The sequence below is a fragment of the Paenibacillus pedocola genome (genome assembly GCF_031599675.1).
Lineage (GTDB): Bacteria > Bacillota > Bacilli > Paenibacillales > Paenibacillaceae > Paenibacillus_AQ > Paenibacillus_AQ pedocola.
The window spans coordinates 5,391,376-5,406,933 of the sequence record NZ_CP134223.1 but is presented as its reverse complement, the minus strand read 5'-3'; the positions used below and the strand labels follow the sequence as shown (position 1 = coordinate 5,406,933).

Here is a 15,558-nt window from a genome sequence, read left to right as displayed (position 1 = left end):
GTAAGCGATGTATAACATTGTAGATTACGGTGCGCTCAGAGATAGCCCGGTCCCCGCGACCGGTGCTATTGCAGCTGCTATTGAAGCAGCCGGTAATCATGGAGGGGGAACCGTCTATGTTCCCGCAGGAACCTTCATTACCGGAGCGGTGCGGCTGCGGAGCAACATTGAGCTGTGCTTAAGCCCCGGGGCGGTGCTGAGCTTCAGCACAGATCCGGCAGACTATCCGGCAGTGGAAGCGCGCTGGGAGGGGGTGAAGCGCCAGGTTCATTCCCCTTGTATTTACGCTGAGGATGCCGTGAATGTATCCATTACCGGAAGCGGGACCTTGGAAGGCAATGGCGCACCCTGGTGGAACAAACACCGGAATCATCCGGAGATGCTGGAGTATCCACGGCCGACGCTGATCGGCCTGAACAACTGCCGCCGGGTTACGATCAAGGACGTGACGCTGCTGAATTCACCGAGCTGGACGGTCAATCCGATTCAGTGCAGCAATGTGACCATCGATAATATCTCGATTCTGAACCCGGCGGATTCGCCGAATACGGACGGGATTAATCCGGAGTCCTGTTCAGGCGTACGGATCAGTAATTGTAACATCGATGTCGGCGATGACTGCATTGCGATCAAAGCGGGAACCGAAGATACAGCAGAGCGTATCCCTTGCGAGAATATTTCGATCATGAATTGCACGATGATCCACGGGCACGGAGCCGTAGTGCTGGGCAGTGAGATGAGCGGAGATATCCGCAATGTGACGATCAGCAACTGTGTGTTCAAGGAGACGGACCGCGGAATCCGCATGAAATCACGGCGGGGACGCGGCGGGATCATCGAAGATATCCGGGTCAGCAATATCGTGATGGACGGTGTCATCTGCCCGTTTACGATCAACCTGTATTATTTCTGCGGGCCAAAGGGTAAAGAAAAGTATGTCTGGGATAAAAATCCCTATCCGGTGACCATCGAAACGCCGGCTGTAAGGCGGATTCATTTCGCCAATATCACCGCCCGCAATGTCCATGCCGCCGCAGGTTTTCTGTATGGGCTGGCAGAGCAGTATGTTTCGGAAATCAGCTTCACGAGTGTCGATATCTCGATGGCCCATAATGCGGTTCCAGGCCAACCGGATATGATGACAGGCATCGAAAACATGAATAACCGCGGATTTTTCCTGGGGAATGTGCGTGATGTCCAGTTTCAGCAGGTGACGGTCGAGAACCATGAAGGCCCCGCTTTTTATGTCGAGAATGGTGAGAATGTTCAGGTCATCAGCTGTGTATCCAGAAACACCGCCAAGCCGGAAAAGCTGATCGAGCAGGTTGAAGTCATACCGGCGAACACCTGAAGGAAACCACCTGAAGGAAACCACCTGAAGGAAACCACCTGAAGGAAACCACCTGAAGGAAAACACGCAAACAGGTTTGCATTTAGCAAGCATTAGCATTATAAGTAATTTTAAAAGGAGCTGTGGCCTCACTTGAGGTCATGGCTCTTTTTGTCGGCTTTCCAGTATTCTTTTTTTGCAATTTACTGTGCGCCCGGATATAATTAGTACCAAGTACTAATACCAGATACTATAATCTATATGAGGTGATTGAAAAATGAAGGGTGCGAAGATTACAGCCATCGGATCATATGTCCCTGTCCGCAGACTGGCTAACAGCGATTTGGAGCAAATGGTGGAGACGAATGATGAGTGGATTGTGCAGCGGACGGGTATCCGTGAACGCAGAATCAGCCGTGAGGATGAATATACCAGTGATTTATGCGTTGCTGCTGTCCGGGATTTGCTGACACGTTACGGAAAAACTGCCGCGGATGTGGACATGGTTATCGTGGCTACGAGCACAGCTGATTTCTCCTTCCCCTCGGTAGCCTCCATCATCCAGCACCGTCTAGGCATTCCGGTGACTGCAGGAGCGATCGATATAAGCGCTGCCTGTGCCGGCTTTGTCTATGCCCTGCACACCGCCCATGCTTATGTGGCTTCGGGTCTGCACCGTAAGGTGCTCGTGCTCGGAGCTGATGCACTGTCCAAAATTACGGACTATAGTGACCGCAGTACCTGCATTCTGTTTGGCGACGGGGCCGGTGCGGTGCTCGTGGAGACCGATGAGCAGCAGGACCGTTTTCTGGGCTACCATCTCAGCAGTGACGGTGGCGGGGCGCATCATGTCTACCGCACGGGACTGGCAAGTAGGGTTAATGGCGTAGCGCTTTCGGATACCGGGAAGCTGGTGCAGAACGGCCGGGAGGTGTTCAAATGGGCGGTGCGTACGGTTCCGCAAGGGGTGCGGCAGGTACTGGACAACGCCGGAGCAACGCTTGCGCAGGTGGACTGGTTCATCCCGCACAGCGCGAATCTGCGGATGATCGAGCCGATCTGCGAGCGCCTGGAGTATCCGTTTGAGCAGGCGCTGTACAGCCTCGAATACTTCGGCAATACCTCTGCCGCCAGTATTCCGCTTGCGCTGGACCTCGGCATCCGGGAAGGCAAGGTGCAGAGCGGCCAGCGGGCGCTGCTTTACGGCTTTGGTGCCGGTCTGGCGCAAGCCGGTCTGCTGGTTGAGCTTAGTCTGGATGAGCAGGTTAAGCCGCCTGCTGCTTTATAGAGCTGTGTAAGCTGCTGCGGGGGAAGAGGCTGATTGGAGGTTCTCTCCCCCTCATAACCGAAAAATGGACCCTGAAATCAGAAAAACCGTGCCTTGAAGGCTAACTTGAAATGAGAGATTATATTATCGAAAACGTTTTCGCTGAGGGGGGATCGCGTAGCGCCTATTCTTCATGAGCTTTCTTATTCACAGCGTTGGAAACTCAGATGTGTCATTTACGGAGTCATTTAATGGTTTACTTGGCAGTCTGCCTGGAGGGATATCGGGTAGAGTTCAAGGCCGTATTAGTTGTAATTGCATATTGTGCAATAGAATCGCTCAGTATGGGCCGGAAACCGGGTTTAATTGTATTCTGTACAACTGAATTTGCGGAAAAGGGATGGATTTGGCGATTCAGACCATTTTAACTGTACAGAGTACAATAGAATCGCTGCGGGCCGCTTTATGGCCCGTTTCTACTGTACAAAGTGCAATTAAATTCGGAAATTGCTTCCGAAACCAGGATTCGTAAGCTCAGTCTTAGAGAATAGCGCCGCCGGATTTCGTAGTCAGCGGTTCAAGCCGCTGCCGCAGGATTCGCGGATGATCAGGGCGGGCTCAACGACAAAGGAGCCGCCTTCTGACTGGTTGTTGATGAGGTCAAACAGCATGTGGGCGGCAAGCACCCCGAGGCGTTCCTTGTTCTGGCGGATCGTGGTCAGCGTGGGGCTGGTGTATTTGCAGGCTTCGATATCATCACAGCCGATTACGGCAACATCCTCAGGAATGCGGAGTCCATGCTCCTTCAGGGCGCGGATGGCCCCGAGGGCCAGTAAATCAGATGCGGCAAAAATGGCCCGTGGTAGACTGCCGCTCTCAAGCAGTCGCTTCATCGCCGCGTAGCCGCTAGGCTCGAAGAAATCATCGCCATGCGCGAACCACTTGGGATTCAGCGTCAGCCCAAAGCTTTCGATCGCTTTGATATATCCCGCTTCCCGCTGATTGGAGATATCCGAGTCGCCCGTGCTGCCGATGAAGCCCAGCTCCCTGTAGCCCAGCAGATAGAAATGCTCCACAACCTTGGAGGCGATCTGAAAATTATCCGACATCACGTATCCGGACTTCCTGCCCTTAAGCTCCAGGTCGACGCCGATGCAGGGAATGCTGCTCATATCCAGATCGCGGATGGCCGGCTCCATCTTTTCCCCTGAGATGATCACACAGCCGTCCACATGGAAATGTACGCAACGGGAGAAGTAATCTCCGCCGCTGATGAACTTCTCATTGGAGAAAAAAATAAGGTCGTAACCCAGTACGCCCATCTGCTTCTTGAAGGAGTTCAGCACCTCCACAAAAAAAGGATGCGTAATTTCCACGTTAAGCTCACCGGCAAATATAACACCGATTAGATTGGACTTCTTGGTGGCCAGCGTTTTAGCGGAACTCGAGGGGGAATATCCGGTTTGTTCGATAATCTCCAGTACCCGTTGTTTCGTTTTTTCGGAAACATCACTGTAATTATTCATGATTTTCGAAACGGTAGAGACAGAAACACCGGCCATTTCGGCAATTTTTTTGATGTTCATTGGTATGCTTGTCCACCCTCCGCTTAATAATGAGCAAGAACTGAAAAGACTGCTATAATCCCGTTATTTAATGAATTTTAAGCTTATGTCCGGTACAAAAAATAATCACATTTAAGTCTATTCAACTTCCCGAAACAAGTCAAACAATTCTTGCCGGACAAATCGAAACCGATTTCGATGTTCTCATGAGGAAACGTTACTGTAAATTGAGGAGGAATACACTGGATGAAAAAGAATATTTCGGCGGCGCTTGCTGCTGTAGCCCTAGTAACCGGACTGTTATCGCCGCTGGGCAGTGGTGCCGTTACTGCAGCGCCAGCGTCAAATCCACAGCAGTCGGTTGCAGCCAGTAATATGAAAGCGTTTACTGATGTGAGAGCGGACCATTGGGCTGCCCGGTCGGTGCAGCGCTGGAGTGACACTGGCATCATCAGCGGGTACGGAGACGGCACCTTTCGTCCGAATAACCAGGTGACGAAGGCGGAGTTCGCCGTCATTATGAACCGGATCTTTAATTACAAGGCCGAGGCCGCTGTGCTTCCTGCCGATGCTGCAGGGCATCTCTGGTTCAGCAAAGATATCGCCAAAGGCATTGCCGCCGGATATTTAAGTGCGGACCCGGCTAACCTCATTCATCCTTCCGCGATGCTCTCGCGTGCGGAGGCAGCGGTGGCGCTGCAGAAGATTTTCCGGCTGGAAGATGCTAAACCGAAGGCGGTTTACACGGATTTGGCAGGCGCCGGCATTGAACTGACCGATGCCATTACGGCACTTACGGCAGCCGGTTATTTACAAGGCTATCCCGGAGGCTTATTTAAGCCGGGTGGAGCGATCAGCCGCGCTGAGCTGGCCCGGATCGTGGATCTGATGGTTCCCGGACTCGTAACGTCGCCGGGAGAGGTTTCTTTGGGAACTGTAAAAGGCAACGTAGTGCTGAACAGTACGGATATTCTTTTGCAGGACACGGTAATCGAAGGCAATCTCTACCTCACCGAAGGGATTGGCGAAGGCAACGTCATGCTTCAAGGGGTGCAGGTGACGGGTACCACCTTCATCCGCGGAGGCGGAGAACATAGCGTGAGCCTCGACAACAGTAAGCTCGGAAAGGTAGTGGTGGCCAGACCCGGAGGTAATGTGCGCATTCAGGCCAGCGGCGGAACCGCCGCGGGAACAGTACAGCTTGAATCCGCGGCAACACTGGAGGAAGGAAAGCTGACCGGGGCTGGATTTACGGATGTTGAAATCCGCTCAGGAGCCAAGGCGGTGACATTGAAGGGTGAGTTCAGCAATGCCAGTACAGCGGATAACCAAGCAGGCAGCTTAGCGCTGAGCCTCTCCGGCAAGCTGGGTAAGCTTACCTTGAATACCCCAAGCCAGGTTCTGCTTGCCGGCAATGCCCGGGTTGCAGAGCTGCTGATTTCTGCGAATGCCGCAGGTACAGCGCTGCTGGGTAACGGGAGCTTCGGTGCTGTCACGAATAACGCCGAGGGCGTAACCAGCGGCGGTGCGGCGCTAACTAAAGGCAGCAGCAGTGAGCTGAAGGTGGTTGCACCAGCCTCCAGCCCGTCTCCGGCGAGCGGCGGCTCCTCCGGTACCGGCGCTACAGCAGCCCCGACGCCAACACCAACAGCAACACCAACACCAACGCCAACACCAACACCAACACCAACACCAACACCAACACCAACACCAACAGCAACACCAACACCAACGCCAACGCCAACGCCAACGCCAACACCTGCGGCGGACCCATGGACACTGGTGTGGAATGATGAATTTAATGACGGTGTCATCGATCCCGCGAAGTGGACCTATGATCTTGGAGACGGTTCGGCTGTCGGCAATCCCGGCTGGGGCAACAATGAGCTGGAATGGTATACAAATGACGAGAAGAATGTGAAGGAAACGGACGGCAATCTGGTCATTACTGCAATCAAAGAGGCGCAGAACGGTAAGGAATATACCTCCTCACGGATTAAGACGAATGGGTTGTTCAGCAAGAAATACGGTAAATTCGAGATCCGGGCGAAAGCTCCGACTGGCAAAGGCTTATGGCCGGCAATCTGGATGCTGCCGGAGAATTATGAGTACGGCAATTGGGCCGCATCCGGCGAGATCGATATTATGGAAGGCTGGGGCAGCCGTCCGAACACTGTTGCCGGCACCATTCATTACGGGTCCCAGTGGCCGGATAATGTCTACTCCGGCAAAGAATATGTGTTCCCGGGTAACGGGACCATTGCGCAGTTCCACACCTACTCCATCGAATGGGAACCGGGGGAAATCCGCTGGTATGTAGACGGCGTTCTCTACTCGACCAAAAATGACTGGTACAGCCTCAGCAGCGGCCAGCCGGCCAATAATGCTTATCCGGCACCGTTCAACCAGGAGTTCCATCTCCTGCTGAATCTGGCGGTGGGCGGCAACTTTGACGGCAATCCGACAGCTGAGACGGTCTTCCCGCAGTCAATGGCAATTGATTATGTCCGGGTATATGAGCTGACGGGCAGAGCTTACCGTGAACCGGTTCCGGTTACCCTGGCGAAGGAGCCCTATCTGGAGGGTTCACTAGCTCCGCTGGCAGACGGCAACTTTATCCATAACAACGGATTCACGGAGCAGGTGGCGGGTGATGCCGGTATGGGCATTCCGAATACAGCGCATTGGGTGCTGTACAAGGAAGCCGGAGCTGATGCAGCAGTATCGCTAGAACCGGTTAACGGACGGAATTTCCTTAAGGTGAACATCAGCAGCGCGGGCGGAAATTCCTATTCGATTCAGCCGCAGGCGATCGTGTCACTGGCCAAAGGAAGATTCTACAAGCTCAGCTTTGATGCGAAAACGGATGCTTCGCGGAGCATGAATGCCAGGTTGACGGGCGGAGCATCACGGGGTTATCAGGCCTATTCGCCGGGACTCAAGGCTGAGCTGACCGGAACACTGGGCCACTATGAAATGATGTTCCAGATGAAGGAGAATTCCGATATTGCAGCACGGGTTGAATTCAACCTGGGTACGAACAGCTCACCTGTGTGGCTGGGCAATGCCCGGCTGGAGGAGATTGACAGCATTCCGTTCGAACATGACAGCGCCAAGATGCCGCTGGGCAGCGGCAATCATTTGTACAACGGCACCTTTGACCTTGGTGAGACAGACCGGCTGAGCTACTGGCATACCGCAGCTTCCGGCGGGGCAGAGGTTAGCAGCCATGTTGACGGTGAGGGACAGCTGCAGCTGCAGATTACAGGCAGCGGTGCAGCAGGAGCAGATGTCATCCTGCTGCAGAAGGGGATTTTCCTGGTGCAGGGCCAGGATTACAGGCTGACCTTTGACGCGGATGTTACTTCCACCCGTACAGCGGCAGTAGAACTGCGAGGCAAGGACGGGAGGCTTTATGCCTCACGAGAGGTGCAGCTACCTGCGGGGGCGCACAGCATCACTGCCGAATTCCCGGGACTTGCCGGAGCAACCGATCATGAAGGGCAATTCGTTCTGCGGCTCGGCGGCTCACCGGGCACCGTGGGGCTGGATAATTTCGTCCTGCTTCGCACAAGCACCTATTATGATCCGTCTCTGGTCTATTACCCTCTGGTCAACGGGGACTTCAGCTTTGGCTGGAGCAGCTGGGAACGGCTGTTGACTGAGCAGGGCGGACAGAGCGCGGCAGCCGTAACGGATGGGGCCGCCAAATTTAGCATTTCGAATACCGGCAGCCAGAATTATTCGGTCATGCTGTTCCAGAACGGGCTGAAGGTGGCTAGCGGAACAGAATATATCATTGAGTTCGATGCCAAATCCAGCGTTGCCCGCAAAATCAGCGTCAACGCTGAGAATGCGTCGTATAAGCCTTCTTTTAGCCAGACCATTGATGTATCGCCGGATGGCGCCCATTACAGGTTCGAATTCCGCCAGGGTGAGAAGGATACGCTGTCGCTGAAATTCCTCATGGGCAAAGTGGATGGCGTCAGTATTCCCGGATCCCATGATATTACGATTGATAATGTGAAGTTTGAGATTAAGAATGCCCCCGCCAAGCCGCAGGAGCTGCTGGCTGACAGCAGCAATAACAGAGTCGGGCAGCCGATTGAGCTGACATTCATAGACAATGCCGCCTGGCGCAGCAAGATTGGCGCGGTCAAGGTGAATGGAACTGCAGTAGCAGTCGGACAATATACGGTTCAGCCCGGTGTTATCACTATCGCTGCCGCAGTCTTCCCGGCTGAAGGAAGCTACGCGGTCACTGTGGAAGCCGGGGGTTATGTGAATGCGGCTGTCACGCAGGCCATTCTGGCGAATGACAATAATCTGGTGGTTAACGGGTCATTCAGCAGCGGCCGCACCGGCTGGTCTACATGGTCGGGGGAAGGCGGGGCTGCTGCATTTAGTGCAGATGAGGGTGTGGCTAATATCGCGATCAGCGCCGCCGGCAGCCAGACCTGGGCCAACCAGTTCTTCCAGGAAGGCATCCAGCTTCAGGCCGGCAAAACCTATGAGCTGAGCTTTAAGGCGAAATCGACGGTACCGCGGCAGATTATCGTGGAATACAGCGGAACCTCTGCAGCTTCTGCGCAGGCACGGTTCAATATTACTGCCACTTGGGCGACATACAGCGCACAATTTACGGTGGCTGACGGCAGTGCGCTGAAGCTGAACTATCTGATCGGTGCAACACTTGGCGTTGACAAAACAGCGAATAGTACGCCGCACACGATATCTTTGGACGACATTACGATCAGAGAGGTGACCGGCGGTACACCTGTGGAGCCTGCAACGGGCACCTTGGATAACGGCACCTTTGATCCCTCGAAGGGCTTGGCCGGCTGGACGCAGTATTTCGACGGAACCGGATCTGCCCAGGCCCTGAACGGGGAATTGGCTGTCAGCCTGACAGGAACGGGCGGAGCCAATTACAGTGCGCAGGTGGATTACGCCGAACTGAAGCTTGAACAGGGTAAGACGTATAAGCTGACGTTTCAGGCCCGCTCTGACGTTGACCGTCTGATCGAAGTGGCTGTAGAGCATAAAGGAGGGGATTACACCAAATATCTGCCGGCCCGGCAGGTTGCTCTGACGAATACAATGAGCGAATACAGCTATACCTTTACTATGGATGGGGCAACGGATTCACTCGTGCATCTGGTGTTTCTCATGGGACTTATCGCAGGCAACAGCGCGGAAACGAATCAAGCGATTAAAGCAGGGAATCAAATTGTAATTGACAACGTAACACTCGTGGAGATTCCTTAAGCGGAAATAAGAATAGCCTGCTAGAACAACAAATGGCCGTGGCCCCTTGTAGGGGGACACGGCTGTTTTTGAAAATATAAGAATTTATTTGTTTTACGTAATAAACTATCCTTCTATTTCTCGCAGAAACGGATACCGTCCTAAGCAGGACGGCAAAGCCGTTTCTTCTTGTGATATACGATTAGGTTTCCTTGGGAATAAGTTCAAAAATCTTGCCGGTCTCCAGCGCCTCGATCAGCTTCAGCAGCCAGCGGTAGTATTTGATGGCTTCATCAATTTTGGCTTCATCATTCGTCAGCAGCCGCAGGACCTCCGCATCCTCCGCGTACTCGCTCTGCATCTCTTTGATTTCGGCCAGCGACTTGGCCAGTGCAGTCATATTACCCTCCACGGCTTTGCGCCATTTAATCGAGAAATAGTCGCTGAAATTCTGATGCCAGTCGGGCACGACCTCGAACAGATCCTTGCGCGTCCCTTTTCCCCACACTTTGTCAATCATTTTCAGATCAAGCAGTGTGCGGACGCCTGTACTCATGGAGGTCTTGCTCATCCCCATGGTGCGGCTTAAATCATCCAGCGTTACAGGACCCTCATTAAAATACATATATCCATATAAATGCCCGATGGACAGCGTAATCCCGTACAAATCCATATTTTTGCCGATGGAATCAATTACCCGCTCGCGGGCTTTGCTGATTCGCTTTATCTGCTCGGGCGGAAGCCCTTCTAAATCGTTCATGATGTCCCTCCTGAGGAATAGGCTGATAGACTGCAAACCTCTCAAATGTATTGTAATCAAATCCTTATCTATAAGTAAAGAATTCATGCGGAACGGAATATGGCGTAAAACAGAGTATTCTTTATGTAAAGTACGTAAAGTTAAAACTGTACACTAAATTTTTAGCGTATACGGGCTTTGCGTGTCTTTTCACAACTCCGCTACACTTAGTGAGAAGCAACTACCTGAATAACATAAGGGGAAAAGGAGGTCACCATGGCAATTATAGAGGTGAAGCAACTTACCAAAGTATTCGGTAACGATGCAGGACGGGCCCTTCCATTACTGGAACAAGGCTGGTCCAAAGAGAAAATTGCCCGGGAGGCCAAACTAACGGTTGGCGTCAATAAGGCCGAATTCAGCATCGGCGAAGGAGAAATATTTGTCATTATGGGCTTGTCAGGCAGCGGCAAGTCGACGCTTGTCCGTTTATTGAACCGTTTGATTGAGCCCACCGGGGGCCAGGTTTTGTTCAAAGGCAAGGATGTAGTCAAGATGAATTCCGAAGAGCTGCGTACGTTCCGGCGTAAAAATATCGGTATGGTATTTCAAAAGTTTGCCCTGTTCCCGCACCGGACGGTGCTGGCCAATGCCGAATACGGCCTTGAAGTGCAGGGTGTAGATAAAAAAGAGCGGACCAGACTTGCGATGGAAGCTCTGGAACTGGTAGGCCTTAAAGGCTGGGAGAACCACCGCCCGGATCAGCTGAGCGGCGGTATGCAGCAGCGTGTCGGTCTGGCGAGGGGACTTGCCAATGATCCCGATATTCTGCTGATGGATGAAGCCTTCAGTGCACTGGATCCGCTGATCCGCAAGGATATGCAGCAGGAGCTGCTGGAACTGCAGGCCAGAGTGAAGAAGACGATCGTCTTCATCACTCATGATCTGGACGAGGCGCTGCGCATCGGTGACCGGATTGCCCTGATGAAGGATGGTGTGATCGTCCAGATCGGCACACCGGAGGAAATTCTCATTCAGCCGGCCAACAAATATGTAGAACGGTTTGTCGAGGACGTCGATTTGTCCAAGGTACTGACTGCTTCCCACGTCATGCGCCAGCCGGAAATGATCCGGCCGGAGCGCGGCCCCCGGGTCGCCTTGCAGCTTATGCGGGACAGCGGTGTGTCCAGCCTGTACGTGGCGAATAATGAAATGAAGCTGCAGGGTGTGCTTACGGCGGATGATGCCTCCAGAGCGCTGAAAGAAAATAAAAGCATTCTTGAGGTGCTGCAGCGGGAAATTCCCCGTGTCGGCCCGGATACCCTGCTGAATGATCTGTTTGAGCTCATGTCAGAGACTCATCTGCCCGTTGCAGTGGTGGACGACAGCGACAAGCTTAAGGGAATTGTCATTAAAGGAGCCGTGTTGTCCGCACTTGCCGGCAATGCAGTTCCGGAAGGAGGTCTTGGCTCATGAACATCCCTAAATTACCGGTCGGCAAAGGCATCGAGTGGCTTGAGGACTGGCTGATGACTTATTTTGGCCCTTTCTTTGACCTCATTCATGCTGTGATCGGCGGAATGGTAAACGGGATTGAAGCCGTGTTAACCTTCCTTCCGGCCATTGTGCTTACTCTAATTATTACTGCGCTGGCCTATTGGATCGGCAAGTGGCGTATGGCGCTGTTTGCGGTGATCGGGCTGCTGCTGATTGATAATCTCGGCCTGTGGAACCCGTCTATGCAGTCGCTGGCGCTAGTATTGACCGCCTCGGTACTGGCTGTACTGATCGGCGTTCCGGTCGGTGTGCTTTGTGCCCAGAGCAAAACTGTGCAGAATATCGTGACTCCGGTGCTTGATTTTATGCAGACCATGCCAGCGTTTGTGTACCTGCTGCCTGCGGTATCTTTTTTCTCGCTGGGCGTCGTTCCCGGAGTGATAGCTTCTATTATATTTGCGATTCCGCCAACGATCCGATTGACCAATCTGGGGATTCGCCAGGTATCGCCTGAGCTGGTCGAAGCGGCGGATGCCTTCGGATCTACGGCAGGCCAGAAGCTGTTCAAGCTGCAGCTGCCGATTGCCCTGCCGACCATCATGGCCGGCATTAACCAGACGATTATGCTGTCGCTGTCGATGGTTGTGATCTCGTCGATGATCGGTGCGCAGGGCGTAGGAGCTTACGTATATCGGGCGGTATCACAGGCGAAGACTGGAGCAGGCTTTGAAGCGGGGATTGCGATCGTCATTATTGCGATTCTGCTCGACCGCCTGACACAGAAGCTGTTCAAACCCAAACAACTATAGGAGTGTGATGAGATTGATAAAGAAGAAAAGTGTAGGATTACTGCTAACTGTGCTGCTGGTAGCTCTCTTGGCCGGATGTTCATCGGAGGCAAGCGGCGGGAAAACGGTGAAGCTGGCTTACGTGGCCTGGGATTCGGAGATTGCCAGCACTTATGTTGTTAAGGAAGTGCTGGAGTCGAAGCTCGGGATGAGCGTGGAGATGCTGCAGGTGGATGCCGGTCCGATGTGGGCAGGTGTCGCGGACGGAAGTGCTGATGCGATGGTTGCAGCCTGGCTGCCCGGCACACATGCTTCATATCTGGAGCAATACGGCGATAAAATGGAAGATCTAGGCGCGAATCTGGAAGGCACAAAGACCGGCCTTGCTGTTCCGACGTATGTGGAGATCAATTCGATTGAAGATTTGAAGAACAGTGATTTGGCGGAAAAGCTACAGGGCCGGATTGTCGGTATTGAGCCGGGGGCCGGGATTATGATGTCTACCGAGCAGGCTATTACAGACTACGGCCTGAGTGACTATACGCTGCTGGAAAGCTCGTCAGCGGCAATGGTTCAGGAGCTGGAAAAAGCATACCAGAACAATGAGCCGATTGTAGTGACGGCCTGGACCCCGCACTGGATGTTCGCCAATATGGATCTGAAATATCTGGAAGACCCTAAAGGTGTATTCGGGGGAGCCGAGGAGATCCATACTATGGTGCGTACGGGCCTAGCGGAGGATATACCGGAGGTGTATCAATTCCTGGATCAATTCAAGTGGACTCCTGAAGATATGGAACAGGTTATGGTTGATATTCAAGCCGGAGCAGCACCGGAAGATGCGGCCAAGAGCTGGGTGGAAGAGCATGCCGAGCAGGTGGAAAGCTGGATTGTTCAGGCACAAGAATAGCATAACCCGGCGGCTTGTCCGCTTTTGCAGCAGTTGAAAATGTATGCTATGATGAAAAGAACATATGGCTACAAAGTTGTAACCGTCCGTAAGATGACGGTGAATCCTTTTTTTAGCCGGTGATTGTTCTTTACATACATTTTCATATGCACCTTATAATCCTTGTTCAATAAACACCCCGTAAGGGGTGTTTTTCTTGAAAAATAAACCATATATAAGTACTTAGCGGAGCTGATGAAGCAATAGCCGAGAAAGGAGACAGCTCCATGACAGAGATCATAAACAACTGGATTGATTGGCTGCTGCAAAGTCTGGGCCTGAGCGGACCCTACATTTTACTGGCAACGATTCCGCTTACCCTGCTGCAGAGTTTATTCGGATTTTTTCCGCTGGCGGTACTGATTGTATTGCATGTATCCGAATTTAATATCATTGGCGGGATGCTGGTCAGCTGGATGGCCTGCAATTTGGGCTCGGTGCTTGTTTATTTCCTGTTCCGCAGATACCTGTTTGGCTGGTTTGACCGGAAATGGCGCTCCAAGCTGAAACGTTATGACAAGTGGCAGCGTTATCTCGACCGGTACGGGATCTGGACACTGGTCCTGCTGCGCACCGTACCCATTATGCCCAGCAATATTATTAATTTTATGGCCGCAGTCTCGCCGATTAAGGCTTCGGCTGTGATCTGGGGCACCGTGCTTGGCAACCTGTCCTATATCTGGCTGTTTGGCACGATTGGCTCCTCACTTATTGTCCCCAGAGAGGAATGGAACGGGTTCCTGCTCTGGTATGCGGTCTTCATTGCGGTGCTGCTTGCGGTCTTCGTGCGTTTCCACTGGGGGCATTTGCAGGAGGATAAGCGGAAACGGATGGAGTAACATCATATTTTATCGTACAAGAACGTTTCTTCCAGTGCCTGCACTGGAGGGACGTTCTTCTTTTTTGCCCCCTGCCTGAATACCCTATAGTAATTGGAGGCGGCTTGACCGCAGGGATACCGGGAGGGACGAACATAACATGGGCAGAATTCGAAAGTGGGGAAGCCGGAGAGCCGTGATGCCGAACCTGGGCCGCCTGCGGCTGCCGAAGGTGAGCTGGAACGGCTTGCCGAGACCGGCAGGGCGCAGCCCGGCATTCAAGGCGAAGCCGTCGAGAGCCGGAACTCCGCGTCCGGCGGGGCGCAGTCCGGCCTTTAAGGCAAGACCGCGGGGCTCCGCAAGCCGGCTGTCGGGCCAGGGCATGACCGGCGGAGTCCGAAGCGGCGGGAAGCTGTTCAGGCTGCCGGGCGGCAGCGGCAGGAATGGGGGCAGCGCCGGAGCTGCAACGCGGCCGCGCAGACGGGGGCGCTTCTGGCTCATTCTGAGCCTGGTGCTGGTACTGGGCGTGCTGCAGGGCCTGCGTTATGTGGAGAAGCATCTGCGCCCGCCGATCATTCACCTGGCCCAGATCCGGGTGAAGCAAATTGCTACGGAATCGATTAACAAGGCGATTACCTCACAGGTCGCCGATGGGGGCAACGCGGAGGCGCTGATCGACTGGAAAACGGATAAGAACGGCAAAATATCAGGCTTCATGCTTAATTACAGAGAGCATATGCGGATCACCTCACAGGCGGCAGAGGTCATTCAGTCCACACTGCAGGAGCTGCATAACCGGACAGAGCATATTCCGCTCGGCCAGGCACTGGACAGTCCGCTCATTGCCTCCTTCGGCCCCGATGTTCCGATTAAGATTGAACCGCAGGGAGCGGTGAAGGTAGAGTTGAATACCCGCCAGAAAAATGCGGGTATTAATATGATTCTGGTCGAGGTATATATTCATATCGTTACCGAAGTCGCCGTCGTCGTTCCATTTGATATGGAGCCGCAGGTGGTGGATACAGAAATTCCTGTGTCCTATCTGATGGTTGTGGGAGATGTGCCGATGTATTATTACGACAACCAGGGCAGGCCTGTCGGAGAGAACGGCAGCAGCGCGCCGGGGATTGCAATTCCGGCGCCTGAACAGCCCGGAGCCAAGACCGGGGAAACGGATGCCGGGGCAGATGCCGGAGAAAGCGGCACAGGTGCGGATCAGGACAACGGTGCTGCAGACACGCCATCTTCCGGCAGCGGGAATTCAGGGAACGCGGGGAATGCAGTGAACAGCAGCACAGATGCGGGCGGAGGGGAGTAACATGAATTAAACCTTGACGAATACACCGTTAAGGTTTAAT

Annotated in this window: 10 protein-coding genes; 8 read left to right on the top strand and 2 right to left on the bottom strand. The window is 53.4% G+C overall.

Translation table 11 applies throughout. From position 1 onward, the window contains the following. The first annotated feature begins 7 nt into the window (after positions 1-7). Both QU597_RS23945 and QU597_RS23940 read left to right on the top strand, forming a co-directional pair. Positions 8-1,351, top strand: coding sequence for a glycoside hydrolase family 28 protein (locus QU597_RS23945; protein ID WP_310830131.1), 1,344 nt, complete (start codon positions 8-10; stop codon positions 1,349-1,351). Between the two features lie 256 nt (positions 1,352-1,607). Continuing rightward, complete coding sequence (locus tag QU597_RS23940; RefSeq protein ID WP_310830130.1) at positions 1,608-2,618, top strand: ketoacyl-ACP synthase III; 1,011 nt, start codon at positions 1,608-1,610, stop codon at positions 2,616-2,618. A gap of 548 nt (positions 2,619-3,166) precedes the next feature. Here QU597_RS23940 and QU597_RS23935 read toward each other — a convergent pair. Beyond that, the gene (locus tag QU597_RS23935; protein WP_310830129.1) at positions 3,167-4,183 is read right to left on the bottom strand and encodes a LacI family DNA-binding transcriptional regulator; all 1,017 of its coding nucleotides are present in this window, start codon (positions 4,181-4,183) and stop codon (positions 3,167-3,169) included. Positions 4,184-4,408: 225 nt separating this feature from the next. Here QU597_RS23935 and QU597_RS23930 point away from each other — a divergent pair, with 225 nt between their 5' ends. Next, positions 4,409-9,430, top strand: coding sequence for a carbohydrate binding domain-containing protein (locus QU597_RS23930; protein ID WP_310830128.1), 5,022 nt, complete (start codon positions 4,409-4,411; stop codon positions 9,428-9,430). 181 nt (positions 9,431-9,611) lie between these two features. Here the strand turns inward: QU597_RS23930 and QU597_RS23925 are convergent, their stop codons facing one another. Then, on the bottom strand, positions 9,612-10,169 hold the full coding sequence (locus QU597_RS23925) for a GbsR/MarR family transcriptional regulator (protein ID WP_310830127.1): 558 nt from the start codon (positions 10,167-10,169) through the stop codon (positions 9,612-9,614). Positions 10,170-10,424: 255 nt separating this feature from the next. Here QU597_RS23925 and QU597_RS23920 point away from each other — a divergent pair, with 255 nt between their 5' ends. The 5 genes from QU597_RS23920 to yunB all read left to right on the top strand — a co-directional run bounded on the left by QU597_RS23920 (position 10,425) and on the right by yunB (position 15,518). Beyond that, positions 10,425-11,624 carry a quaternary amine ABC transporter ATP-binding protein gene (locus QU597_RS23920; protein ID WP_310830126.1) on the top strand — a complete coding sequence of 400 codons (1,200 nt, stop codon included), beginning with the start codon at positions 10,425-10,427 and terminating at the stop codon, positions 11,622-11,624. Continuing rightward, on the top strand, positions 11,621-12,454 hold the full coding sequence (locus tag QU597_RS23915; protein WP_310830125.1) for an ABC transporter permease: 834 nt from the start codon (positions 11,621-11,623) through the stop codon (positions 12,452-12,454). Before QU597_RS23920 ends, QU597_RS23915 begins: the two co-directional genes overlap by 4 nt. Positions 12,455-12,467: 13 nt before the next feature. After that, positions 12,468-13,343 (top strand): glycine betaine ABC transporter substrate-binding protein, encoded by an 876-nt coding sequence (locus tag QU597_RS23910; protein WP_310830123.1) that lies wholly within the window; start codon positions 12,468-12,470, stop codon positions 13,341-13,343. A 266-nt stretch (positions 13,344-13,609) separates the two neighbouring features. Beyond that, positions 13,610-14,221 (top strand): TVP38/TMEM64 family protein, encoded by a 612-nt coding sequence (locus QU597_RS23905; RefSeq protein WP_310830122.1) that lies wholly within the window; start codon positions 13,610-13,612, stop codon positions 14,219-14,221. Positions 14,222-14,360: 139 nt separating this feature from the next. Next, positions 14,361-15,518, top strand: a complete 1,158-nt coding sequence (gene yunB / locus QU597_RS23900) for a sporulation protein YunB (RefSeq protein WP_370656211.1) — start codon at positions 14,361-14,363, stop codon at positions 15,516-15,518. Positions 15,519-15,558: the final 40 nt, after the last annotated feature.

Excerpts from the sequence above, each read along its gene's own strand:
- QU597_RS23925 (WP_310830127.1), bottom strand. The coding sequence starts at position 10,169 with ATGAACGATTTAGAAGGGCTTCCGCCCGAGCAGATAAAGCGAATCAGC.
- QU597_RS23915 (WP_310830125.1), top strand. The coding sequence starts at position 11,621 with ATGAACATCCCTAAATTACCGGTCGGCAAAGGCATCGAGTGGCTTGAG.
- QU597_RS23930 (WP_310830128.1), top strand. The coding sequence starts at position 4,409 with ATGAAAAAGAATATTTCGGCGGCGCTTGCTGCTGTAGCCCTAGTAACC.
- QU597_RS23905 (WP_310830122.1), top strand. The coding sequence starts at position 13,610 with ATGACAGAGATCATAAACAACTGGATTGATTGGCTGCTGCAAAGTCTG.
- yunB (WP_370656211.1), top strand. The coding sequence starts at position 14,361 with ATGGGCAGAATTCGAAAGTGGGGAAGCCGGAGAGCCGTGATGCCGAAC.
- QU597_RS23935 (WP_310830129.1), bottom strand. The coding sequence starts at position 4,183 with ATGAACATCAAAAAAATTGCCGAAATGGCCGGTGTTTCTGTCTCTACC.
- QU597_RS23945 (WP_310830131.1), top strand. The coding sequence starts at position 8 with ATGTATAACATTGTAGATTACGGTGCGCTCAGAGATAGCCCGGTCCCC.
- QU597_RS23920 (WP_310830126.1), top strand. The coding sequence starts at position 10,425 with ATGGCAATTATAGAGGTGAAGCAACTTACCAAAGTATTCGGTAACGAT.
- QU597_RS23940 (WP_310830130.1), top strand. The coding sequence starts at position 1,608 with ATGAAGGGTGCGAAGATTACAGCCATCGGATCATATGTCCCTGTCCGC.